Raw genomic sequence first — 23,748 nt, 5'->3', positions numbered from 1 at the left:
TGCTAAAGCCAAACGAAGACAGTTTCAATGCCGCCCAAAAAACAGGCATTTTTGAACAGTATTGCTCAAATTTTAGGCAGTCAATCTGCTGGTTTTCAGCGTCCGATAGGAGCTGTGTCTTCAGCCACATTGGCCTTGGTCCAGTGGGATCGATCGATCACATAATGGCGCAAGGCTTCAACCTGATCAGCCTTGAGCTGGGACGCGAAACTGACCATGCCATGTTGTTTCAATGCACCGCCGGTTATAATCGCAGCCCAAGCTTCTTCACTGGCCAATGTTCCGGAAATACGCAGATCTGGCGTAAAGCCGTTGCCGACCGCACTGTCACCATGACAGACGAGGCAGCTGCGGCCATAAATGGCCTTGCCTTGCGCAATTTGTTCTGGGGTTCCGGATGGCTCGGGTGGATTCCAAACCACTTCGCTTTTCTCAGGCAAGGCAGGCAAAGTGGCGGAACCGCCAACTTTCATAACCACCAGGCGCGGGATATTGGGTATAGTCCGCGAAGCGCCGCCAGCTACACCGGCGACCAGCGGAAAGGCTCCCCCTTTGCTGGTCAGGAATGCAATATATTGTTCGCCATCAACCATATAAGTGGACGGTGCAGCGACAACGCCGGATTGCACATCCACGCTCAGCAATTCTTCTCCGCTATCAGCGGCATAGGCTTTGAACAGACCAACGCTTGTGCCTTGAAAGACAAGATTGCCGGCTGTTGTCATCGTCCCGCCATTCCAAGCAGCAGGATGATCAACCGACCAGGCGGTTTTGCCGGTTTTTGGGTCAAAGGCGACAAGCTTGCCGGTTGTGGCCGCAATAGCCGCCTTATAAATGGCCGGATCATCAGGCAACTGACCAATGGCCCATGAAATGCCGACATTGAAACCCAGACGTTCGCGCTTTTTGTCGATTTCCGTGGTTGGTATGTCATATCCCTGCGGGATTTGCTGCGCTGGGATATAGACCAGTCCCGTGGTGGGATTATAGCTCATTGGGTGCCAATTATGAGCACCCAAAGCACCAGGGATGGAAACAAAGGGTTTTCCGGTTTTATAAAAGCGCGCTTCAGGATTTTCGATCGGCCGTCCCGTTTCAAGATCATAGCCCTCCGCCCAATTGACATTTTCAACAAACGGCTCCGCGCTCATCAGCCGGCCATTTGTCCGGTCAATAACGAAGAAAAATCCGTTTTTCGGAGCGTGAAAAATCACTTTACGTTTTTCGGTTACGGCTGTCGTTTCGCCTTCGGTGGCTTCGACAGGCCAATCAATTTCTGAAATTATAATATGCTGGGTTGCGGTATAATCCCATGTTTCTCCCGGCGTCTCTTGATAATGCCAGAGATATTTTCCGGTATCCGGGTTGACTGCGACGATGGAAGAAAGAAATAGATTATCACCCTCTCCACCAGAGCGCAGGCCATGGTTCCAAGGATTGCCATTGCCGACACCAAAATAGAGTTGATCGAGTTCTGCATCATAGACGATGCTATCCCAGACGGTTCCGCCGCCCCCTGATTCTTTCCATTCTCCCTCGCCCCATGTCTTGTTGGCGGCTTTCGCGAAAATTTCATCGCTGGCCGCGCCATCGGGTTCGCCAGTCGGATTGGGGACCGTGTAAAAGCGCCATTTTTGTGAGCCGTCAGAGACATTATAGGCGGTGAGATATCCGCGCACGCCAAATTCTGCCCCACCATTGCCAATGATGACCATGTTTTTCACAACCCGGGGCGCCCCGGTTATCGTATAAGGTTTGCTATTGTCTGTGGTTTGGGTTTCCCAAAGCCGAGCGCCGGTATTGGCATCAAGAGCAATGAGCCGGCCATCAATTGTGCCGAAGAACAATTTTCCTCGAGAAATGGCAACGCCGCGATTGACCACATCACAACAGGCATCGACGGCCTTGTCACCCGGAACTTCGGGATCATAAGACCATAATTCTTCCCCGGTCTTCGCGTCATAGGCGAAGACTTTGGACCAAGCGGTGGAAATATACATTTTGCCGTCGATCACGACGGGCGTGGCTTCTTGTCCGCGGGCATCGGGCAAGTCTTTAAACCAGGCAATGCCGAGCTCTGCTACATTGCTTGCATCTATTTGATCCAATGGGCTGTGGCGCTGTTCTTTTGCGTCAAAGCCGATATTGCTCCAGTCGGCGCCGCTTGTTCCCGAAGTTCCGTCGCCGCCGCCACCGGTTTGATTTTGGCAAGCTGCCAGCAATAAAGTAGCCAAAACTAGTGCAAAACGGCGCATCATTTCTTCTCCCGAACGGACAAACCTTCACGGGCTTGGCCTGATTTAACTGACTAGCTAAATTTACGCTCTGAGGTCAAGGCCGATGCTGATTTAACTATAAGGCGGGCAATCGAGGCCGGTGGGGCTTTTGGTAAAAATTTCGCATCCCGTTTCGGTAATACCAATACTATGTTCAAATTGGGCGGAAAGCGATCGGTCACGCGTGACGGCTGTCCAGCCATCTTCGAGCATTTTGACCGCATATTTGCCGATATTGATCATCGGTTCGATCGTGAAAAACATGCCGGGCCGCAATTCTGGGCCCGTGCCCGGGCGTCCGGCATGCACCACTTCAGGGGCATCATGAAACATTTGACCCAAGCCATGGCCGCAAAAATCGCGCACCACACTATAGCGGTTTCCTTCGGCATGGCTTTGAATAGCATGAGCCACATCGCCCATATGATTGCCCGGTTTGGCTTGTTCGATGCCGAGCATCAGACATTCATATGTATTTTGAACCAGCTTTGCCGCTTTGACTGGAACTTTGCCGATCAGGAACATGCGACTGGTGTCGCCGTGCCAACCGTCGATGATTACGGTCACGTCAATATTGACAATATCGCCTTCCTTTAACTTCTTATCGCCGGGGATGCCATGGCAGACGACATGATTGATCGAAGTGCAGCAGCTATGCGTAAACCCGCGATATCCCAGTGTCGCCGGCACGGCCCCTTCGCGAAAAGCATGTTGACGCACCATGTCATCGAGAAAACCGGTGGTCACTCCAGGGACAACATGGGGTACGAGGGCATCGAGAATTTCCGCTGCCAAGCGTCCCGCCTTGCGCATGCCTTCAAATCCTTCAGGGCCATGGAGTTTAATGGCGCCGGTCCGGCTTTGCGGCGTGGCTTCTTCTACAGTCAGATAATCAGTCATCGCTTATATATATGGTCAATTGGTCGATTTGACTATGAGAAATTTGTCCTCATTGATCAGAATGATCGCGGTTTTGCGGTACAAAGCTGCGCGGCAATCGGGTCTCTTGATCTGCAAAATTGCTAACCCCGGCCGGTCCGTCGTTCATATGCCGATACAAATAGTCGATCGCAATTTCGATTTCATACAGGGCGCCCATGACCAACAGACCGCCGCGCGGCCCATCGGGAGCTTGCACATATAGGCCGGTAAATGCGCGTTCAGCGCCTGGCGCGCTATGATCAACCGAGCCGGTATCAAACCGGGTGATGGTCTGAAAATCGAGCGAGCCTTTTGGCTGAAAATCGGTGTGCTCCGGTACATCCGTGCGGATATTGCCATAGGCAATGCTATTGACGCTATTGTCCGCGACAAGCCGTCTGATGCTTTTCTTTTGACGCAGCACGAGCCCGATTATTCCCAAACCAATCAAGGCAAACAGGGCCGCAGCGGGAACACGCAAAGCCTCACTAGCCGCTGTCATCGACGCAAAGGCGATAAATAATCCAAAGCCCAAAAACATCATTCCAAAAACCGTTCCAGCAAGCTTGGTTGCAAAACGCGGCGGGGCTGAGGTTTCTTCGATGATTAGGCGTGAACCATCCTGCAAAATCCGCAAGCTGGCCTGGTCATCATACAGGCTAGCCTGGAAACCAAATTGTCCAAATTGCACGGTCATAATATTCTCCTGTTGGAGAGGATTGAATGCGCCCCAGTCCAATTTACGCGCTGGACCTTACCAAATTGCAAATGGACGTTGATGATTTGCAGAACTGCTCTATATCCTCAGCCATGAGCAATACCCGCATTTATACCGCAGCCTTGATCGTTATAGGTGACGAGATTTTATCTGGCCGGACGCAAGACCAGAATATCGCACAAGTGGCTAAATGGCTGAATGTGCAAGGGATTAGGTTAGGCGAAGTCCGGGTTATTGCCGATGACATGGATGCGATAGCCGAAGCCGTAAACATTTTGCGTGCGCGCAATGATTATCTGTTCACCACTGGCGGTATCGGCCCCACTCATGATGATATTACGGTTGATGCCATTTCCAAGGCCTTGGGGGTGGATGTGGTGATCCATCCGACTGCACGGGCGATATTGGAAAAATATTATGCCGATAAAGGGGGCGTGAACGAGGGACGTTTGCGCATGGCCCGTGTCCCAGACGGCGCCCAGCTGATTGAAAACCGCATGTCTGGCGCGCCGGGAATCCAGATTGAGAATTTGTTTTTAATGGCCGGTGTGCCGCATATCACGGCGGGTATGTTGGATGCTTTGACCGGAAGTCTCGAAGGGGGCGCTCCCTTATTGTCAGCGACTTTGGGCGCTTGGGCACCGGAAAGTGAAATTGCCGATGTTTTAAGCGCAGCGGAAAAAGCCCATGAAGGCTGCCAAATTGGCAGTTATCCATTTTTCCGCAGCGGCAAGGTTGGGGCCAATTTTGTGATTCGCTCTACCGATAGTGATGATTTAGCGACTTGTACGGCGATATTGAAAAAAGGATTGGAAGCCGCTGGCTATGCCGTCACCGATGGCGGTATTTAGCCGCTAACGGCCGAGAATTTTCTCCGGCTTGGCGGGCCACTATTCGCGCGCCGCACGCAGCGCAGCGCCCGCAGCAAATGGGGTAATAGCTACCAGCAAAAGCGAGACCGCTCCCAGTAACAATAACGCATTGCCGCTGGCATCCGCCATGCTGCCTGCGCCGAAAATGAGTAGCGGTATGGCCAGCGGTACCAGCAACAAACCGCCAAGCGCGCCAGCGCCTTTCAGCCCCGCTGTAAGCGCTGCGATCATCACCGCCAAACCCGCAAGAGCCGGGGTAGCAATGGCCAAACTGGTGAGCAAAGTGACCAAGGCTGGACCTTCTAAACCCATAAGCGCGCTGGCCAAAAGCGCCGCGAAGAGAAGCGGCGGACCAAAGGCGAGCCAATGAGAAACCAGGCGTGCAAATGCGATCAACTCATCGGTAATATTGCGTACCAGTAATTGATCATAAAATCCCGTATCGAGATCCGGTTGTATCAATCGATCCAGCGGCAACAAGGTTGCGAGCAAGGCCGCGATCCACAATATACCGCCGCCCGTTTGCAACAACAGGTCGGGATCGGGTCCGACAGCAAAAGGGAATAAGGTAGCGGCCGAAAGATAGAAAATAATCGGTAGCCAAGTGCCTCCACTGGCATAGCTTTGGCGAACATCTCGCCAGATTAAGGTTTTGAGCACCGCGATCATACCGGTTCATCCGGCGGGATAAATGGCGTGAGATCCAAAGTTGCCGTGATGGGAATAGGCAAAGCAATATGACTTGCGGCGAGGATCATTCCGCCGCGCTGCAAATGATCTTGCAACGCCGTCCCCAATAAGGTGACCGATGCCGTATCCAGACCATTGGCCGGTTCATCAAGGAGCCACAAGCTCGCATCTGACAAAAAGGTGCGCGCAAGCCGGGCACGCTGGCGTTGACCGGTTGAGAAATAGCGGATCGGTATTTCGGCGAGATGGGACAGGCCGGCCGCGGCCATGGCTGCGCGGCTCTGTTCAACCGGCTTCCCGTCAATTTGCGCCCAAAAGGCGAGCGCTGCTGCCAGCGAGAGATTTTCATCCAATGCCATGTGGTGGTCGCAAATCGCGAGTGACTGGTGAACAAACAGCTCGCCGGAATATATCGGCAATAACCCAGCAACCAAACGCAAAAGACTGGACTTACCGACTCCATTTTGTCCAGAAATCAAAAGCGCTTGCCCATTGGAAACTTCGAAATTCAATCCTCGAAACAACAATTTGCCGCCGCGCACGCAGGCAATATCCTGCCCGCGCAGGGATTTGGCTTCATGGTCTGCAAATTTGGTTGACGCCCCAGTGTTCATAGGGAAGACTTAAGCCACGAAATGGCAGCAAAGCCAAGCAAGGAGTATTGAAATATGGTTGCAGCGCTCACCGAAGCGGAACGGGAAACCGCTCTCGCAGCTTTGCCGGACTGGGAATATGACAGCAAACGCGATGCCATAAGTCGCAAATTTAAATTTGCTGATTTTACTGCGGCTTTTGCCTTTATGACACGCGTTTCCCTACATGCGGAAAAAGCTGATCATCATCCGGAATGGTTTAACGTTTATAATGTCGTCGACATTACGTTGACCACTCACGATGCTGGAGACGATGGCGGATTGTCCCAACGCGATCTCGATTTAGCGCATAAAATAGAAGAATTTGCTTAGTTTTTTTCCTCCGATCCGGCTAGAACATTACCCAGATCTGCCAGTTCGACCGACTGTTTGCGCAAGCGACCGGGCATCCAGCGCGCGGCAAATGCTAGCTGTTTGGCCATTTTATTGACGGGCCGGTGGACTTTATTGCCATGGACTGCTTCCCAAGCTTCAGGCCCGATTATTGACACCGGACTGACCAGCACGCCGCTTTCTTCCAATCTTTCTTTTCCGGTTTGATTGGTCCCTTCGACCACATCCGAAATTATATTTGTGTCAACAAATCCGGGCATGAGCGACCGGGATTTAATGTCATATTTCCGAAATTCCAGATCGTGAGATTCTGCCAGCCCGCGGACCGCAAATTTGGTTGCGCTATAGACGCTGAGATCGGCGACACCGTAAATGCCTGCGGCCGACGCGGTATAAAGCACACAGCTGTCGGGCGTGTTTTTCAGCATTTCGAAACAGGCGCGGGTGCCGCTGATGCAACCGGTAAAGTTTATCGCAATCATCAGATCGATATCTTCATCGGTCATTTCCTCAATCGGGCCGCCTTCTCCAATGCCTGCATTGTTGAACAAAACGTTCATTGTACCGCCGGTTATTTCGCCAAAGGCCTCGGCTGCCGCCTTCCAATTGGCACGATCGGTCACGTCTAGCCGGTGAATTGAACTTTGACCTTCTGGCAACAAAGACGCGGTTTCTGCCATTCCGTTTTCATTGATATCAGCAATGCCGACAAACCAGCCTTTACCAGCAAAATAGCGCCCCACTTCGCGGCCGAGCCCGGAAGCAGCGCCTGTTATGAATATGGTCTTTTGTCCGCTCTGATATCCCATTTTATCCTCACCATCTTTTCATTGTCTTATTGACATTAATGTTCATCCCAGCGGTTTTTCATCAGCAGGTCAAGTGCGATTGGACTTATTAGGCAAAGCAGGCCAAGAGCTGTGGGATGAATTCGACCTTACCCGCCTCTGGTCCTGCGATTAGTCTGCAAAATGTCAGTCGGCATTATGGATCAATCAAAGCGGTGGATAATATATCCCTGGAAATTGAAGCCGGCAGCTTTGTCGCACTGGTCGGATTGTCGGGCTCCGGCAAATCGACATTGCTGAAGATGATCAATCGGTTGGTCGACCCGGCCGCAGGACAGTTGCTGATCGACAATAGCAATATTGAGGATACAGACCCCCATATCTTGCGACGACAAATTGGTTATGTCTTTCAAAATATAGGGCTATTCCCGCATATGACGATTGCGCGCAACATTGCGATCGGACTGGAACTTGCCGGAGCAAATAGTGGCAAAGATGATCGGGTGGCCGAATTGCTCGATCTGGTGACCTTGCCGCCTGAAATGGCAACCAGAATGCCGCATCAACTGAGCGGCGGCCAACAGCAACGGGTCGGTGTCGCCCGGGCATTGGCAACGCGGCCGGGACTGATGCTCATGGATGAACCGTTCGGGGCCTTGGATCCGGTGACGCGGGATAGTCTAGCGGGACAATATAAGACCTTGCACGAAACACTCGGACTGACATCTGTCATTGTGACTCACGACATGGCGGAGGCACTTTATCTCGCGGATCGGATTTTGGTGATGGAGTCGGGACAAATCAAAGCCGATGCCACGCCTGCGCAACTTCTATCAGGTGATGTGGGTGAAGAAGCGGAAGCCCTGGTGGCTATCCCGCGTGCGCAGGCCGCCCACCTTATAGCGCTTGGGAAAGGCTCGTGAGCAATGCCTGGCAAGAGGCTTTTGGCCGGATTCCTGAACTGTTGGCGGCGCATGTCCAGCTGAGTTTTTCCGCCTTGTTGCTTGCCATGGCTCTATGTTTGCCATTGGCCATCTGGGCCGCACGAGCACCGAAAATAGCAACCGTCATTCTGGCTTTTGCCAGCTTGGTTCAAACCATTCCCGCGCTGGCGTTATTGGCTCTTTTCTATCCGCTTTTACTGGGTGTATCCGCGCTTCTGGGCGGGGGTATATCGGCGCTCGGCTTTCTACCTGCATTGCTCGCGCTAACGCTCTATGCGCTGCTCCCAATATTGCGCAATGCAGTGACTGGACTGACCGAAGTATCGCCTGCGGCAAAACAGGCGGCGGATGGTCTGGGGATGACCGCTGTACAAAAACTGCGCTTGGTTGAAGCGCCCTTAGCCGCGCCGATGATCATGGCAGGCATACGTACAGCCGCGGTTTGGACAATCGGCGCAGCAACCTTGTCAACGACAGTGGGCCAAGCCAGTCTGGGGGATTTAATTTTTGCAGGATTGCAGACGCAAAATTGGACATTGGTCCTGACCGGCTGTTTCGCTTCTGCCGGTCTGGCGATTATTGTTGATATGTTATTGGGGGTTATCGAACGGGCTATAAAAGATCGGAGGAAAATCAAAACCTGGGCCGCCAGCTTGGCCCTAGCGGCCGGTTTGGCGGCGGCCTTATTCCCGATGCTCAATGCCCGCGATGATGTGGTGGTGATCGGCGCCAAAGGCTTTTCCGAGCAATTTATTCTCGCCCGATTAATTGGTTCTCGGCTCGAACAGGCTGGATATCAGGTACGCTATCAGGACGGGCTGGGATCGGCTGTGGTGTTTCAAGCCGTGGCCGCCGATGATGTTGATCTGTCCATCGATTATTCTGGAACGATTTGGACCAACCAGATGAAGCGAACGGATACGCCTGCCGGAGAAAAAATGCTGTCCGAAATCGCAGTCTGGGCGCAGGCCACCCATGATGTCTCCATGGTCGGCGCCTTGGGATTTGAAAATACTTATGCCTTTGCGGTCAGGCCAGCCGATGCGCAAGATAAGCGTCTCACAACCCTGGATGATTTGGCACGGATATCACCTCAATTTGCTTTCGGTACTGATCTTGAGTTTCTGGAGCGGCCGGAATGGACCATGGTGAAAAAGGCATATCCCATGCAATTTAAGGAAGCGCGCGCGTTTAATCCGACCTTCATGTACCCGGCATTATCAAGCGGGGAAGTGGATGTGATCTCGGCTTTTTCTTCCGACGGCAGAATTGCCGCAAACGGCTTTATTGTGTTGGAAGATGAAAAGGGTGCAGTGCCATCTTATGAAGCGATGCTATTGATTGCGCCGAAACGCGGAAAGGACGAAAAATTCATCAATGCTATTAAGCCGCTGGTCGGGGCAATCACGGTAGAGAATATGCGAGAAGCCAATTATATGGTGGACCGCGAAGCGGATAAAAAATCGCCCAAACAGGCAGCGCGTTGGCTGGATGAGCAGATTAGAAATGAGAAAGTTGAATAAGTGACGAGACCGTTTTTTAATCCGTTCTGCCTGCGTTTTTTGGCCGTATTCATGCTTTTCCTTACCATGGCTATGCCCGCTCAAGCGCAAGTGGCGGTGACCTTTTATTCCCATGATTTTGGCAAGAATTTTCCGCATGCCTTTTTTGTTTTAAAAGGCGATCTGGAAAATGGCGAAGCTGTTGATACAAGTTTCGGATTTACCGCCGTCAACATTTCACCCGGCATTTTATGGGGTTCGGTCAAAGGCAAAGTCGAAACGCCCAAGACAAAATATATCGCCAATAGTAATCCGCATTTCACCGTCATGGTGGGCGACAAAAAATACCAGGAATTAATGGCGCTGGTCACAAAATGGCGAAACAAACCGCAAAAAAGCTATAGCTTAAACAAACGCAATTGCGTCCATTTCGCTAGCGAAGCCATTGCGATTTTGGGCTATCGCTTCAACGCTAAAACCAAAAACTGGAAGAAACCTCGTTCGTTTATGGAAGAAGTTATGGCTTTAAATCCGAGTTTGAAAAAATAGCGGCAACAGTGCCGCCTTTTTTACATCACCATCGTGTTATAGTGATGCCAGATAAAGATCGCCACCGACCCGCGATAGGGTGACCAGGGTACAGCAATATTCCGCAATTCCTGTTCTGAAGGCCGCTTTTCACAACCCAAAATATCACCAATACCGGCCTGAATAGCCAAATCTCCAGCCGGCCAGATATCCGAACGCCCCAAAGCGAATAGCAGATAAATTTCTGCCGACCATCGGCCAATGCCCTTGACTTGTGTCAGCAGCGTTATGGCTTGTTCATCATCTTGCGGGAGATTGCCCAGGTCCAGTCCACCCGATAAAATCAATTCTGCCAGGCTGCGGGCATAGCCTTGCTTTTGGCGAGAAAGGCCGCAGGCCCGCAAATCATCAAAATCGGTCGCGATCAGGGCTTCTGCGGGGCAGCCCGCGCCCAATCGAGTCTCCAATTTGTTCCAAACCGCCGATGCTGAGGCGACACTGACCTGTTGCCCGACAATGGTCCGCAACAAGGTTTGATAGCCTTCCGGATTGATGCGCGGTTCTGGATAACCAGCCGCGAGAACCGCCCTGTGCAGGGCGGGTTCGATCCGTCCAACCGCATCCAGGCTGGTCTGTATCGTCTTTTTTGATAGGCCCATCGCGGCTTTGCCTCAGCTGACTGCCCTTTTGGGCTCTTGATTCTTTTTTGCCGAGCGGACATAGCGTGCCGGATTTTGAATGAAAACAGCTAAGGGGTTTCTATGCCGACAATTCACGTAACCGGGCGCACCGGAGAAGAAAAAGCCGTTACGGTAGACAGCGGTATCAATGTTATGGAAGCCATCCGCGACAATGGCTTTGATGAATTGTTAGCGCTTTGTGGCGGCTGTTGTTCTTGCGCGACCTGCCATGTTCACGTCGCTGCGGATTGGAAAGACAAATTGCCAGCAATGAGCGAAGATGAAGATGACTTGCTGGAAAGCAGTGATCACCGTGATGAGTTTTCGCGGTTAAGCTGTCAAATTGAATTGAGCGATGATCTCGATGGTTTAAAGGTTAAAATTGCTGAAGAAGATTAGAGAATAAAATGCATGACAAAAGAGGCGCGGTTCAGCGCCTCTTTTTTTGTCTGCCATAATTGCCTAAAATCTGATGAGCGCGCGCGGACCTTCCTGACTCATTGGGACATCTTTGCCGATTTCCCAGCGCATGATTTTCCGATCACCATTTTCGGCAAATCCATCAATGCTGTTATTGTTGATCACTTTGCCATTGGTTTCCACAGTGAGCAGTCCGTCAATGTCTGAAATTTTGGGCGCTTTACCACCGGCTTCTTTTTGCATGATCAAATTGAAAATACCGCCTTGTCCGGCGATACCGGGAGTGAGCAGTTCAACCGCGCCATCAGCGCGCCGCACGAGTTGGAAAAACGGATATTGGAATTGCGCATCCGGCATTATCGGGAAACTGAAATAATTCCCAATGGTTCCGCTTTCTTTATATTCGACGTTAAAAATATTCCCGCCAGCATGTTCGACTTTTTCCCAGCCGCGATATTTTTCTAGCCTCTCGGCAAATTTTACCATGGTTTCATCATCACCGGGAATAGCTCCGCCGAAAAAGGCGCGCGCCATGGATACTTCTTCTTCATACCGACGAACTTTGCGTTCGTATGAGCGCTTAGCTTGTGCTTTGCGATCTTCAATTTCTTTTTCCGTACAATCGCGATCGACCACGTCATAGCTGCGGGTGCTTATATCCTGGTCCGGATTGGCATCTTTCCCGTACCGATCATATTCGTTCCCATAAACTGGGGTAATTGGGTTGATTCGTCCATCGGATTTATACACCCGGTCACGGCATTTGAGTTGCGCCGGGTCAATTGCAACCAGCTCGGGTTTGCTTAACTTGCCGTCATTGGGGGCACTCATTTGAATTTGTCCGACATAGGCAAATTCATAGCGGTCGCCATCGAGAATATTCAAATTGGCCTCGAACTTTCCTGGCAATAAGAGGCAGGCGGACAACAGTAAAGGTACCGTCAAGGCAATCAAGATTTTGAACATCTGTTTCATTTAACTCTCCGGGCTTCGGGTATATTCAGCATATAAAGCAATTGCGGCCGCGTTGGACACATTGAGGCTTTCCATTTGCGGCGCCATCGGCAGCCGCGCCAGTGCATCGCAATGAGCGGCTACATTTTGGCGCAATCCTTCGCCTTCGGCCCCCATGACCAACGCAATTTTGCTTTCGCCCATAATGGTTCCCAATATGTCGTCGGCAGAACCTTCCATACCGATGCGCCAATAGCCAGCTTCAGCAATTTCATCGAGCGCCCGTGCAAGATTGACCACCCTTACCCAAGGCACAATTTCCAGCGCGCCAGACGCGGATTTTGCCAACGTCCCTGATTCGGGTGGGGCATGGCGATCTTGGGTGATAATGGCGGCGGCATCAAAGGCAGCAGCAGAACGTAATATTGCGCCAACATTATGCGGATCGGTGACTTGATCAAGCACCAATAGCGGACGGCCTTTCTCTGACGCTTCGGCCAATATATCACCCAGCCAGATATCGGGCAGGGGATCGACATCTAGGACCATGCCTTGATGGGGCGCGTCGCGCGGAATGGCTCGGCCGAGATCTGCCACATCGCTATACACGACTGCAAGATCCTGCGGCAGCTCCAGCGATCCCAGCGCATCGCGTGTCCCTGATATTTTTTTGACAATACGTTGCGGGTTGGCGAGCGCCGCCTCAACCGCGTGGCGGCCCCAGAATTTCAGGCCACCGCCGGTTTTTTTCACAGATTTATTTTTACGTGCCATAGCGCCTCTTAAACGCTCAATGGATATGGCACATCCTTTTTTTTGCACAGTAAATATGGGATTTTGCAAGGGCAGGCATTGACACTGGGCGATGCTTTCGTCATTGAGCCGCATCTCGTTGCGAAACCGGCAAGACAGGCAACCAAATGGACAGGTGGCCGAGTGGTTAAAGGCAGCAGACTGTAAATCTGCCCGCGTAAGCGTACATAGGTTCGAATCCTATCCTGTCCACCATTTGGCTGCATCGGCGGTTGCGCAAAAAATTCCCCTACAATCTCAAAAAATGCCATCGCATCGGACCAGCGGGTTGATCGACTGCGATCGATCCATGATCCTGCGTGACAAGCAGCACGGGCTGTGGAAAAGAACCGCTGAGCAAAATGAAAACGAGGGATTGCAAATGAAGAGTTTATTTGACGTGAGTGGCAAAATTGCGGTGGTTTCCGGAGGGTCGAGCGGCATTGGCGCAATGATGGCCCGTGGCTTGGTCGAAAATGGGGCGAAAGTCTATATCACTGCGCGCAAGGAAGAACGGCTCTTGGCCATGGCGCAAGAGCTGTCTGCTTATGGCGAATGTATTGCCATCCCGGGTGACTTGTCGAATGTTGAAGGGATTGAGGCCTTTGTCGCAGCGATTGAAGAGCGAGAAGAAAAAGTTGATATTTTGATCAATAATGCCGGCGCAAACTGGAGCGCGCCGATAGAGAATTTTCCCGAAAAAGGCTGGGACAAGGTCATGGATATCAATATCAAGGCGATATTTTTTGCGACCCAAAAATTTCTGCCATTGCTCAAAGCATCAGGCAATCCGGATGATCCGGCGCGGGTGATCAACATTGCCTCGATCAACGGTATCCGTAATTCCGGTATGCCGACCTATGCCTATTCGGCCAGTAAGTCCGGGGTTATCCATTTGACCGAGCATCTCGCGACGGATCTTGCTTCTTATGATATCAACGTCAATGCCATCGCACCGGGTTTTTTCCCGAGCAATATGACCAAACAAATTGTCGAGAATGACGGTATGACCAAAATGGCGATTTCCCAAATTCCGCGGGGGCGTATGGGTGCTCCGGAAGATATTGCTGGCACCGCGCTCTATCTTTCTTCGCGCGCATCATCATGGTTGGTCGGTCAAACTATTGCGCTCGACGGGGGAATGATTTCCCGGCCTTAAGCATGCTTGCTAGCTTTGATCGAATCGAAAAAAGGCGGCCCGCAGGACAGGCCGCCTTTTTCTTTCCTTGTCTATGTCCTTAAAAGCGCAATTTGGCGCCGACAGTGTAGCGCCGACCCAATGCGTCATATGTAGCAGGATAGCTATTGCCGCTGTTAAAGGCAGTGGATCCAATTGTATTGCCGACAATGGGAGGGCGTTTGTCGAACAAATTGTCGACCACAAAAGTGAGATCAAGGCTGTCGGCCACGGTCGCTCCGAGCGCCAGGTCGAAAACATTATAGGAAGGGATGGATTCAAACGCGTCGAATATATCCGCTAAATCGGCGGCGCCTGGTTCGAAATCCTGTCCAGAAATATGCCGCCAGCCTAAGGATATTGATCCGCGCTCATCGCTGAGTGAAATACGGCTGTTGAGCTGAAATTCAGGCTGGATGCTCGAACAGTTCACGCTGTAAAATCCAGCGCATTCACGATTGATGCTGGTCGGTAGGGATTGGAATTTATTCTCAAGGGTGAAATTGCCACTGACCTGCAATCCGAGCGTGGCAAAGTCGAGGTCGCGTTGATATCCCAATGTGAAATCAATTCCCGATGTTTCCAAACGGCCTTCGTTGGAACTGTTCAGGATCGCGCCGGGCGTATCCACTGCACCGCCGTTCAAACTGCCGTTGAGAGGGTTTCTGACAATTTGTTGGCATTGCGGACTATTGGGGTCCAGACTGGCAAAGCAGGGGCCAAAAATATCGCCCACCGTTTCTGTGGTGATCGCGTCAGTGACCAAAATGTCATAATAGTCGACGGACAGTGTCAGGCCAGGAATGGCAGCGGGCTGAAATATCGCGCCCAAAGTAATCGTGCGTGCCTTTTCAACATCGAGATCAGGGTTGCCGCCAAATGTTGCATTAATCTGACCGGCCGAAGGTGCAGGGATGGCCCCGATGGTGCCAGCCGGGGCCCCTTGCGCGAGGCAGACAGCAGTCAACGCAGCGTTGCCGACCGGATTGGCACCCTGGCAGGGATCAATTAGGAAATTGTCCAATCCGGTGACAATGGGCGCAAAAAGCTCTTCAATATTGGGAGAGCGGACCGCCCGTTGATAAATACCGCGCAATTTCAAGCCTTCTACCGGTTCCCAGCTCCCGCCGGCTTTCCATGTGAAATTGCCGCCGGTATTGGAATAGTCCGAATAGCGCCCACCCAGTTCCAGCGTGAGGCTATGGAAAAACGGTCTGTCTTCCACCAGTGGTGCGACAATCTCGCCAAAAAATTCCGTGACATTATAGCTGCCGGATTGAGCGACCAAGGTCAGGCCATTGCCGAGCACTTCATCAGGCGTGCCGGATGCGATATCCGGAACGATTGAGGCAATATTGTCGCGATATTCTGCGCCGATAGCAAAGTTAACCGGCGTGTCCGCCCAAGGAAAGGCAAAGCCAACATCACCGGAGACGGAACCGGTGACGACGGTCAATTCGGTTTTGGTGGTCGCGGAGACCGGTTGATTGAAAAAGGCTACGGCTTCTGGTGTGATATCTTGACCGGACCCGAAAAGATTGATCGGGACACAGCCATTGGTTGGATCAATGCAGGTATCGGCATCGATTGCGAACAAGGCCTGCTGTATGCGAGAATTTAATCCGCTATTATTCTGGCTGCGGACACGCTCGGATCGCCCATGTGCGGCGTGAATATCCCATTCGATGCTGTCGCTGATATTGCCGCGAACGCCGGCTTCGATTTGAAAAACGTCAAATTCCAGCGATTGCTGGCGATTGCCTTGCTCCACCAAGCGTCGGTTGAGCGTGACTGCCGGTGCCTGAAAAGCGGGGTCGTTGGGATCGGTAATCGCTGCCGCAGCATCACAGTCGGCCTGATTGATACCCACTGCATTTTGCGCGCAAATCTGGTCGCGGAGCGCGTCGGTCAAAAATGGGTTACTCAGCGGAAGATTATAGGTCGTGCCAAATAGCCCCGACGGCGCGAATTGGGTTTCGACAATATTGCGGGAATAGAGCCCCTGACCATAGACTTCAATACCGTCCGCCACTTCAAAATGAGCCGCACCAAATATGTTAAAGCGTTCAAACGGCGTTTGATAATAGTTGAACGGATTGAAGTTGAACGTGTTTATATCATCCTGCAACAATCCCGTATCAGGGTTAAATTGCTGGCCGTTTACTGCCGTGGGTACGGATGTTCCCGACCCCAGCGGATTGCCGCTTCCTGAACTTAAGGATTGGAATCCGAATGGCCGGTCTCCCTGCAAAACCGGATCCGAAGTGCGATAGCCAATGCTTAAAACCGCATTGCCGCGATCATCAGCGAAATTGCCTCCAAGGGTCACATCAGTACGAAATACCGATCCGTCGCCTTCTTCTGTAACCCCATAGCTGGACGAAATCTCAGCGCCTTCGAAATCGCGTTTGAGAATGAAATTAACAACCCCAGAAATCGCGTCTGCCCCGTAAACGGTTCCACCGCCGCCCGTAACAATGTCGACACGTTCGACCAAGGCGAGGGGGATGAGGTTGGTATCGGTAACCCCGGTCAAGCCTGCCGGAACGAGCCGGCTATTGTTGAGTAAGACCAGATTGCGGTTGCTGCCCAATCCGCGCAGATTAATTTCCGCCGATCCTTCATTGCCATTATTCACCGCGGATCCCAAATCCGCCACAACGCCGGGCAATTCCCGGATTAATTCTTCGGCGGTCAGCGATGGCGCGCGATCAATGGCCTCTCTGCCCAAGACCGTGACAGGACTGGACAGTTCCAAATTGGGATTGGTAATTCGCGAACCGGTCACGACGATTATATCCGCCATATCCTCATCGCCAGCGCTGTCTTGTGTCTGGTCTTGCGCTTGGGCCCCCGCAGAGGAAACGGCCAGTGCAACCGCGCCAACGGATGTCAAATAGGGTCGTAAATAAAGGGAGGATGGTAGTTTAAGTTTCGGCCGCATGGCTGGCTCCTTTGTTGATAAGAGCGGCAAGCAAATAGGTCGAAAAAAGGGTTGGGCAATCAAATTTGATGCGGTTTTGCAAATTGGAAAAAACATGATGGTTTGTCGCAACGGTCGCTGTACACCGTTGTAAATAAAAGAAATAATTTCACAAATATGACAGATAAAATACTGTTATTGCTTAAAAGTCTATGGCGATCCGGACGAAATGATAGCGCTAACATCTTTGGTGAATTTGCGACCGATGCGCACTTCATCACCCGTGCTGAGCCGCACGAGGCGCGCACCATTGGCGCTCCGCTTTATCGCGGTTATGCGCGCGACATTGACCGCTGCTGAGCGGTGAACACGCAAGAAGCCTATGGCCGCGTAACGAGCTACAAAATCACCAATCATCTGCCGATATAAGTAGGATTGTCCTTGTGCAAATAGCCGAACATATTCCCCTTCCGCCTGAACCCAATCTATATGATCGCAATTGACACGTACGGTTTCTCCGTGGCTGGGAACCCATAAATAATGATCATCATCGACAATTTGTGATCGCTCGTGGCGCAATTGCTTCAAGGTCGTGCCCAACATTTCCAAGCGCTGGCGAGCCTCGCGGTCATGATGCGCAGCGCGCGCGCGATTTATTGCTTCTTCCAGTCTGGTATAGCGTACGGGCTTGGGTATGAAGTCCAAGGCGCCGCATTCAAACGCGCGCACAGCAAATTGGGGATAGGCGGTAATGAAAATCACAAGCGGAATAGAGTGACCGGCAGTGTCGAGCGATGAGGATAAATGTTCGATCACATCAAAGCCGTCCAAAAGGGGCATTTCAATATCCAGCAGCAGGATATGCGGTTTGAGTTTTTCGATAAGATCGAGAGTTTGCTTGCCGTCAAACGCCGCTCCGACGATGGATATATGACCGATCCGATTCACCAATTCCGTCAATCGGGAAACGGCTAGCGGCTCGTCATCGCTTATCAGTACAGTGAGCGGAGTCATTGCCTGAACCGGAGAGAGTTTTTGTACCACGCAAGCGGCGATACTAAGCAGCGCAATATTACGAGTCGCTGAATAATGATCCGGCTACCGCTGGCTGCAACGCAAGATATCCGTCTCTTTCGCAACAGCACGACCAATTGTTTATCCGAAGCGACAATCAGCATGAGCGGACGGACCAAATGGCATTGGGCACGGCCGAAGCAAGAATTATGACGGGAGCAGCAGCGGTCATGATCTCCCTTATGCCGGGACAAAAAGGCTCCGAAAACCGAGCCATCAGGTCGTTCATTTGTGTCAGCTGGTCGTTCATTGTTCCTTTGTATTTTTTGTCGGCTCTTAGTCCCTGTTCGTAGAAAAGCAGGCGATATTTTACATCATTTTACGTAACCTTGCCCGTGCAGTTGAAAGGCCGACCCCCCGGCTGATACTGATACAGGAGCGTAAAAATGGCGACCACAGTAAAGCGTATGAAACCGGAATCAGACCCGCATGGAGAAGGGACCGCATGGCGGCCGGCTTCTTCGCGGCGGTTGATATTGGATGCTGCGCGGCGGAAGTTACGAGAGGATAGTTTCAAGGAATTTGCGATGGAATCCGTCGCAACCGAAGCCGGTGTTTCTCGCCGTACTGTCTATAATCAATTCGCCAACCGTGAAGAGCTTTATTGTGCCTCGCGGCTGGAATTGTTCGAAACTATTGACCAGGCATTGTCGGATATCAAATTTGATGTGGAACAGCCGGTAGAGAAAATGCTGCACCGGTTCTGCACAGCAGGCATTGCGATTTTATTATCGCCCGAAAGCTTTGAATTGCGGGCCTCCCGGGCGAGGGACCGGCGCAGTTTTCCTTGGATTGAGGAGCAATATGATCACCGGATTGATGAGCCGTTGCGCCTCAAGATCGAACATTTTCTGCTCAGTTTAATGCTAAAAGGCGATATGGAGCAAACCAATCCGTCGCCGCTGGCGGACTCTCTTTTGTCGGCAATAAATGCCTGTGTGGGTGATGACGGCAAAGCGGAGGCCAATTTGAAACAGCCCCCGGTTTTCTCACCATCTGAAATTGCCGAAATTTATCTCAAAAGACTACACTTGCGCGTCAATATGATGGCCACCACACAGGCCGCTTGATGCATGGCGGTTGTCCGGGCTGAAAAATGCCGAATAAGGGAAGGTGAGAATGAAGGCCATCCCGCAGGACGTGGCGATGGCGGGATGACCTTCAAATGGCTCGACAATTTTGGTCATTAAATTATGACCAACATATGGGTTCTTCTTCCACCATCACGGATCGCAGTGCGGACCACCGATTGTCTCCAGAAGAAAAATGTGCTGCGTATAATGATCGGGCTCGGCGTAAAAAATTGGGACAGTTTTTTACGCCGCCGACTTTGGCTGACATCATGGTTGATTGGATTGCAGAAATCGATCCGCAAACGGTTTTGGATCCGGCCATAGGGCCCGGGATGTTGCTCTCTCGCTGTCAGCAAAAGGGCGTGGGTGAGGACTTTACTGGTTTTGATATTGATCCCGTTGCGCTCAAACTAGCGCAAAGCCGTTTGACCGGAACACAGCTGTTGCAGCGCGATTTTCTCTCCCATAGCTGGGCAGCGAAATATGACGCCATTCTTGCTAACCCGCCTTATATTATTCATCGCGAGCATGGCTTGGCCGATGATCTTAGCGCCCATATTGCGATGAAAACCGGTGTCAAAATCAGTCGTCGATCAAATCTTTACATCTATTTTGTGCTGAAGATTTGTGAACAATTGCGGGTTGGTGGACGGGCAGCAATCTTGATCCCAGCAGAGTGGATGGCGGCCAATTATGGTCAAGCCTTGAAACGCTATTTGCTCGACAACGGATTGTTGCGCGGATTGGTGGCCATGGATTGTGCCGGTCTGGCCTTTGCCGACAATATGGCCACCGCCTCTATTCTCCTTATTGAGAAAACCCCAGCGCCGCTTACCCAAATAGATTGTTTTTATGTGCCAACGGCCAATCCTGTCTGTTCGCTGAAACAGCTGCGAGAGCATAGCGCCCTTGTTCGAACAAGCCTTTCGGCAAAGGCTTTGCAAACGCAAAAAAAATGGGATCGCCTGCTGGATGGAACCGCTCTGGCCGGGCCGAAAAATCCAGTCAAACTCGGCGCTTTGGTGACAACCAAAAGAGGCATTGCCACCGGCGCTAATCGCTATTTTCTGCTCAATCAGATCGAAGCGGAGAAACAGGGGCTGGATATAGGCCGGATGGACCCGTGTATCGGCAAGGCGGCGCATGTTGCCGATGTGAAATTGACAACAGCGGATTTCCATCGCGGCGTTTCGGCTGGACTGGCTTGCTATTTGTTCAACCCGAAAGGCAAAATTTTACCGGCTGAGCGCCGCTATATCGCGCGGGGTGAGAAAATGGGAATTCCGCTAAAGCATGGTCCGCGAACCAAAAAGACCTGGTATGCTTCGGAAATACGCGAAACAGCGCCAATTTGGGCAACCGCTTTTGGACGCGAGCGGATACGCTTTGTTTATAACGCGTCTGGTGCCAAGGCGTTGACCTGCTTTCATGGTCTTTATCCCCAAGATTTGGATCACATGCAGATTCGGGCGCTAGTCGCTTTGCTTAACAGCGACCCGATGCAAGCCATAATCATCGCGCAATCGCGCCGATATGCGACAGGATTGATGAAGCTTGAGCCGCGGGACATACTCGATATTGCGGTGCCGGACATCCGCGCCATGGCATGCGATATCGTCAAAAAATTGGCGCTATGGCTGGATGAAGGCGGCGCCGACCAACCCCCCAGGGATCAGCGCTCCTTAAATCAGCTCGTAGCCCTGCTTTTTGAAGGAGATGACGAAATTGTCGATTCCCACGCGCAGTGACACCAAGAGTTTCGACCCAAAATTCCGATAGACCTCTTGATTTTACAAGCGCGTCTGCGCATGGGTTTATTCATATCATCGATCAACAAAAAGGTTGTTTATGTCCTCTGATAAACAAACGCGAACCGGTACCGATTCCGCGCTACGTAATTTCTTGGAAAGCGAAGCGGCCGGCGGAATATTGCTGATGATCGCGGCGGCATTGGCGATGATCGTCGCCAACAGCCCGCTGTACGACATGTATCACCATTTCTTGCATGAGTTGAAAGGCCCTGTTCTGTCCAAGAAATTGGGCCCGATGACTCCGCATCTTTGGATTAATGACGGCCTGATGGCGATATTTTTCCTGCTGGTTGGACTGGAGATAAAGCGGGAATTTGTTGATGGACGGCTCAATTCCTGGGAACGTCGACGCTTGCCTATCTTGGCAGCGGCCGCTGGAATGGTGGTTCCCGCATTAATCTATTTGGCGATTGTTCGCGATTTGCCTGCACTTTATAATGGTTGGGCTATTCCCGCTGCAACCGATATTGCTTTTGCCATTGGTGTTTTGGCGCTGCTCGGCTCGCGCGCTCCTGCCTCGCTCAAACTCTTTTTGGTAACGGTTGCGATTGTGGATGATATGGGGGCCGTTGCCATTATTGCGCTGGTCTATACAGCAGAAATTAATGGCGCCGCTTTGCTCGCATCGGCGGTTATTCTGGGCATTATGTACACGATGAACAAAGCCGGTGTGAAATCGCTCATCGCTTATTTGTTTTTCGCCTTGCTTTTGTGGTTCGCTGTATTGCTCTCGGGCGTGCATGCAACCATTGCAGGCGTTTTGGCGGCCTTGGCCATTCCCATTGTGGTAACACCAGGTGCACCGGATGCCGCAGATTCGCCACTTCACCGGTTGGAACATGGTATTGCGCCGTGGAGCGCCTTTTTGATCGTACCGATATTTGGCTTTGCCAATGCTGGCGTGTCGCTGGAAGGCATCGGTTGGGAACAGATATTCGCGCCTCTGCCGATTGGCATCGCCGCCGGTCTTTTCTTTGGCAAACAGATTGGCATATTTTCTGCGGTCTGGCTGGCCGTGAAAACCGGATTTGCTGGACGCCTTGGCGGAGCCAATTGGTTGCAAGTCTATGGCGTTGCAACCTTATGCGGCATTGGTTTCACAATGAGTTTGTTCATCGGTGCTCTGGCTTTTCCGGGGGATGTTTTGCTCATCGAAGAAGCAAAAATCGGTGTGCTCGGCGGGTCCTTCCTGTCCGCGATTGTCGGCTATTGCATCCTGCGATTTGCGCCGCAGGAAGATGAAGAGGATGAAGAAGAGGAATTGCAGGCGGCCGCATGAAACAGGTCGCTGCACTCTTGCTGTCCGCGGCAGCGCTGACCGGCTGTGTTGGGGCACCCGAACCCCTTTCAACGTCATCGGCAACCGCAACGGCGCAAGACGGTTTAGAAATTGATCGCATAGCGCGCGACTATGTTAGGCTGACGCTCGCCATGGGTGAGCAAGAAGCGGGTTATGTCGATGCCTATTATGGTGATCCTGAACTCGCAGCGGCAGCCAAGAAAGACACCGCTTCTTTGGTTGATTTGGGCAATATGATCATCGTGCTGATGGAGCGCATTGAGCGTTTGCCGGAAAGCTCGGATCGGTTGGTCGAAGCGCGCAAGAAATTTCTCCTTGCGCAATTGGAAGCTGCCAGCACGCGCCATGCGATGATTTCCGGGGAGATCTTGCCCTTTGCAACAGAAGCGAAAGGATTATTCGGTGTCACGCCGCAATTTGCTCCATTGACCGCATATGATGCGGCTCTGGAAACCATTGCGACATTGGTCCCGGGAGACGGACCGCTGCATGAGCGGGTTGAAGCCTATCAAGCCCAGTTCACCATTCCAACTGAGCGTCTCAAACCGGTCTTTGATGCCGCAATAGCCGAATGCAAAAAACGCACCGCTCAGCATATCACATTGCCGGCTGCAGAAAATTTCAAGATGGAATTTGTCACCGGCAAAAGCTGGAGCGGGTATAATTATTATCAAGGCAATTTTCAGAGCCTGATCCAGATTAATACCGACTTACCGATCCGCATCAGCCGTGCGGTAGATTTGGGATGTCATGAAGGCTATCCTGGGCATCATGTCTATAATATGCTGCTGGAAGAGCGGCTTACCCGGGAACGGGGATGGCAGGAATTTTCGATCTATCCGCTCTATTCTCCGCAATCGATTATCGCGGAAGGCTCCGCAAATTACGGTATTGACCTGGCTTTTCCGGGGGAGGAGCGACTGATTTTTGAACGTGATATACTTTATCCTCTGGCGGGTTTGGATAAGGCTAAAGCTGCGGAATATTTCCAGCTGCAGCAAGCCTTGAGCGAAATTAAAGGCGCGCGATTTGTCATAGCACAGGCCTATTTGGACAAGCAGATAAGCCGTGATGTCGCCCGAGACTTGATCCAGAAATATCAACTGGTGAGCCGAGAGCGAGCAGAGCAATCCTTGTCGTTTAACGATCAATATCGCAGCTATGTGATCAACTATGGACTGGGCCAGGACATGGTCAAAAACTGGATTGAACGACAAGGCGACGCCCCGGTTTGGCGTTGGAAAGCCATGGAAAAATTGCTGAGTGAGCCGGTTTTACCCGAAGATTTGGTGGAATGAGCCATGAGGCAATGCCCGGTC

At 51.8% G+C, this 23,748-nt stretch carries 22 protein-coding genes and 1 tRNA gene; 12 read left to right on the top strand and 11 right to left on the bottom strand.

Going from position 1 to position 23,748, the window contains the following annotated elements:
- Positions 1 to 95 precede the first annotated feature (95 nt).
- The 3 genes from ABJU74_RS06875 to ABJU74_RS06865 form a co-directional block, all read right to left on the bottom strand.
- Positions 96 to 2,258 (bottom strand): PQQ-dependent dehydrogenase, methanol/ethanol family, encoded by a 2,163-nt coding sequence (locus tag ABJU74_RS06875; RefSeq protein ID WP_348383788.1) that lies wholly within the window; start codon positions 2,256 to 2,258, stop codon positions 96 to 98.
- Positions 2,259 to 2,348: 90 nt separating this feature from the next.
- Positions 2,349 to 3,176, bottom strand: coding sequence for a type I methionyl aminopeptidase (gene map / locus ABJU74_RS06870; RefSeq protein WP_348383789.1), 828 nt, complete (start codon positions 3,174 to 3,176; stop codon positions 2,349 to 2,351).
- Positions 3,177 to 3,225: 49 nt separating this feature from the next.
- Complete coding sequence (locus ABJU74_RS06865; protein ID WP_348383790.1) at positions 3,226 to 3,894, bottom strand: hypothetical protein; 669 nt, start codon at positions 3,892 to 3,894, stop codon at positions 3,226 to 3,228.
- Positions 3,895 to 4,007: 113 nt separating this feature from the next.
- Between ABJU74_RS06865 and ABJU74_RS06860 the strand changes: the two genes are divergently transcribed.
- Positions 4,008 to 4,766, top strand: a complete 759-nt coding sequence (locus ABJU74_RS06860; protein ID WP_348384027.1) for a competence/damage-inducible protein A — start codon at positions 4,008 to 4,010, stop codon at positions 4,764 to 4,766.
- A 39-nt stretch (positions 4,767 to 4,805) separates the two neighbouring features.
- On the opposite strand, the gene ABJU74_RS06855 is transcribed toward ABJU74_RS06860, so the two are convergent.
- Both ABJU74_RS06855 and ccmA read right to left on the bottom strand, forming a co-directional pair.
- Entirely contained in the window at positions 4,806 to 5,456 is a 651-nt protein-coding gene (locus ABJU74_RS06855; RefSeq protein WP_348383791.1) for a heme exporter protein CcmB, read from the bottom strand.
- Positions 5,453 to 6,091 (bottom strand): heme ABC exporter ATP-binding protein CcmA, encoded by a 639-nt coding sequence (gene ccmA, locus ABJU74_RS06850; protein WP_348383792.1) that lies wholly within the window; start codon positions 6,089 to 6,091, stop codon positions 5,453 to 5,455. Before ccmA ends, ABJU74_RS06855 begins: the two co-directional genes overlap by 4 nt.
- 54 nt (positions 6,092 to 6,145) lie before the next feature.
- Here ccmA and ABJU74_RS06845 point away from each other — a divergent pair, with 54 nt between their 5' ends.
- Positions 6,146 to 6,442 (top strand): 4a-hydroxytetrahydrobiopterin dehydratase, encoded by a 297-nt coding sequence (locus tag ABJU74_RS06845; RefSeq protein WP_348383793.1) that lies wholly within the window; start codon positions 6,146 to 6,148, stop codon positions 6,440 to 6,442.
- Here ABJU74_RS06845 and ABJU74_RS06840 read toward each other — a convergent pair.
- Entirely contained in the window at positions 6,439 to 7,272 is an 834-nt protein-coding gene (locus ABJU74_RS06840) for an SDR family oxidoreductase (RefSeq protein WP_348383794.1), read from the bottom strand. The two genes, ABJU74_RS06845 and ABJU74_RS06840, sit on opposite strands and share 4 nt — an antisense overlap.
- 116 nt (positions 7,273 to 7,388) lie before the next feature.
- Between ABJU74_RS06840 and ABJU74_RS06835 the strand changes: the two genes are divergently transcribed.
- Genes ABJU74_RS06835 through ABJU74_RS06825 form a run of 3 tightly spaced genes read left to right on the top strand, consistent with a single transcriptional unit; the run spans position 7,389 to position 10,246 of the window.
- Positions 7,389 to 8,174 (top strand): ABC transporter ATP-binding protein, encoded by a 786-nt coding sequence (locus ABJU74_RS06835; RefSeq protein ID WP_348383795.1) that lies wholly within the window; start codon positions 7,389 to 7,391, stop codon positions 8,172 to 8,174.
- Positions 8,171 to 9,718 carry an ABC transporter permease/substrate-binding protein gene (locus tag ABJU74_RS06830; RefSeq protein ID WP_348383796.1) on the top strand — a complete coding sequence of 516 codons (1,548 nt, stop codon included), beginning with the start codon at positions 8,171 to 8,173 and terminating at the stop codon, positions 9,716 to 9,718. The genes ABJU74_RS06835 and ABJU74_RS06830 overlap by 4 nt, the downstream gene beginning before the upstream one ends.
- A 51-nt stretch (positions 9,719 to 9,769) precedes the next feature.
- Positions 9,770 to 10,246, top strand: coding sequence for a hypothetical protein (locus ABJU74_RS06825; RefSeq protein WP_348383797.1), 477 nt, complete (start codon positions 9,770 to 9,772; stop codon positions 10,244 to 10,246).
- A gap of 20 nt (positions 10,247 to 10,266) precedes the next feature.
- Here the strand turns inward: ABJU74_RS06825 and ABJU74_RS06820 are convergent, their stop codons facing one another.
- A complete protein-coding gene (locus ABJU74_RS06820) occupies positions 10,267 to 10,884 on the bottom strand; it encodes a DNA-3-methyladenine glycosylase 2 family protein (RefSeq protein ID WP_348383798.1) in 618 nt (205 codons plus the stop codon).
- A 102-nt stretch (positions 10,885 to 10,986) separates the two neighbouring features.
- On the opposite strand from ABJU74_RS06820, the gene ABJU74_RS06815 reads away from it, so the two are divergent.
- Positions 10,987 to 11,304 (top strand): 2Fe-2S iron-sulfur cluster-binding protein, encoded by a 318-nt coding sequence (locus tag ABJU74_RS06815; protein WP_348383799.1) that lies wholly within the window; start codon positions 10,987 to 10,989, stop codon positions 11,302 to 11,304.
- A 63-nt stretch (positions 11,305 to 11,367) separates the two neighbouring features.
- Here ABJU74_RS06815 and ABJU74_RS06810 read toward each other — a convergent pair whose 3' ends face one another.
- On the bottom strand, positions 11,368 to 12,300 hold the full coding sequence (locus ABJU74_RS06810; RefSeq protein ID WP_348383800.1) for a hypothetical protein: 933 nt from the start codon (positions 12,298 to 12,300) through the stop codon (positions 11,368 to 11,370).
- Positions 12,301 to 13,053, bottom strand: a complete 753-nt coding sequence (rlmB, locus tag ABJU74_RS06805) for a 23S rRNA (guanosine(2251)-2'-O)-methyltransferase RlmB (RefSeq protein ID WP_348383801.1) — start codon at positions 13,051 to 13,053, stop codon at positions 12,301 to 12,303.
- 148 nt (positions 13,054 to 13,201) lie between these two features.
- On the opposite strand from rlmB, the gene ABJU74_RS06800 reads away from it, so the two are divergent.
- Together ABJU74_RS06800 and ABJU74_RS06795 are read left to right on the top strand one after the other, a co-directional pair.
- Positions 13,202 to 13,287: transfer RNA gene (locus ABJU74_RS06800), tRNA-Tyr, on the top strand.
- A gap of 166 nt (positions 13,288 to 13,453) precedes the next feature.
- Entirely contained in the window at positions 13,454 to 14,230 is a 777-nt protein-coding gene (locus tag ABJU74_RS06795; RefSeq protein WP_348383802.1) for a glucose 1-dehydrogenase, read from the top strand.
- Positions 14,231 to 14,309: 79 nt separating this feature from the next.
- On the opposite strand, the gene ABJU74_RS06790 is transcribed toward ABJU74_RS06795, so the two are convergent.
- On the bottom strand, positions 14,310 to 17,192 hold the full coding sequence (locus ABJU74_RS06790) for a TonB-dependent receptor (protein ID WP_348383803.1): 2,883 nt from the start codon (positions 17,190 to 17,192) through the stop codon (positions 14,310 to 14,312).
- Between the two features lie 189 nt (positions 17,193 to 17,381).
- A complete protein-coding gene (locus tag ABJU74_RS06785; protein WP_348422696.1) occupies positions 17,382 to 18,215 on the bottom strand; it encodes a LytTR family DNA-binding domain-containing protein in 834 nt (277 codons plus the stop codon).
- A 416-nt stretch (positions 18,216 to 18,631) separates the two neighbouring features.
- Here ABJU74_RS06785 and ABJU74_RS06780 point away from each other — a divergent pair, with 416 nt between their 5' ends.
- From ABJU74_RS06780 to ABJU74_RS06765, 4 genes are all read left to right on the top strand, one after another.
- Positions 18,632 to 19,315 carry a TetR/AcrR family transcriptional regulator gene (locus ABJU74_RS06780; RefSeq protein WP_348383805.1) on the top strand — a complete coding sequence of 228 codons (684 nt, stop codon included), beginning with the start codon at positions 18,632 to 18,634 and terminating at the stop codon, positions 19,313 to 19,315.
- Between the two features lie 134 nt (positions 19,316 to 19,449).
- Positions 19,450 to 21,066: an N-6 DNA methylase gene (locus ABJU74_RS06775; protein ID WP_348383806.1), complete on the top strand. Its 1,617-nt coding sequence runs from the start codon at positions 19,450 to 19,452 to the stop codon at positions 21,064 to 21,066.
- A gap of 100 nt (positions 21,067 to 21,166) precedes the next feature.
- Positions 21,167 to 22,408, top strand: a complete 1,242-nt coding sequence (gene nhaA, locus ABJU74_RS06770; RefSeq protein ID WP_348383807.1) for a Na+/H+ antiporter NhaA — start codon at positions 21,167 to 21,169, stop codon at positions 22,406 to 22,408.
- Positions 22,405 to 23,727: a hypothetical protein gene (locus ABJU74_RS06765; RefSeq protein ID WP_348383808.1), complete on the top strand. Its 1,323-nt coding sequence runs from the start codon at positions 22,405 to 22,407 to the stop codon at positions 23,725 to 23,727. The genes nhaA and ABJU74_RS06765 overlap by 4 nt, the downstream gene beginning before the upstream one ends.
- The last annotated feature ends 21 nt before the right edge of the window (positions 23,728 to 23,748 follow it).

The sequence above is a fragment of the Parasphingorhabdus sp. genome, from assembly GCF_039982415.1.
In the GTDB taxonomy this organism is placed as follows: domain Bacteria; phylum Pseudomonadota; class Alphaproteobacteria; order Sphingomonadales; family Sphingomonadaceae; genus Parasphingorhabdus.
Note: the sequence above shows the minus strand (reverse complement) of the source record. Positions and strands in the feature narration are given on the sequence as shown.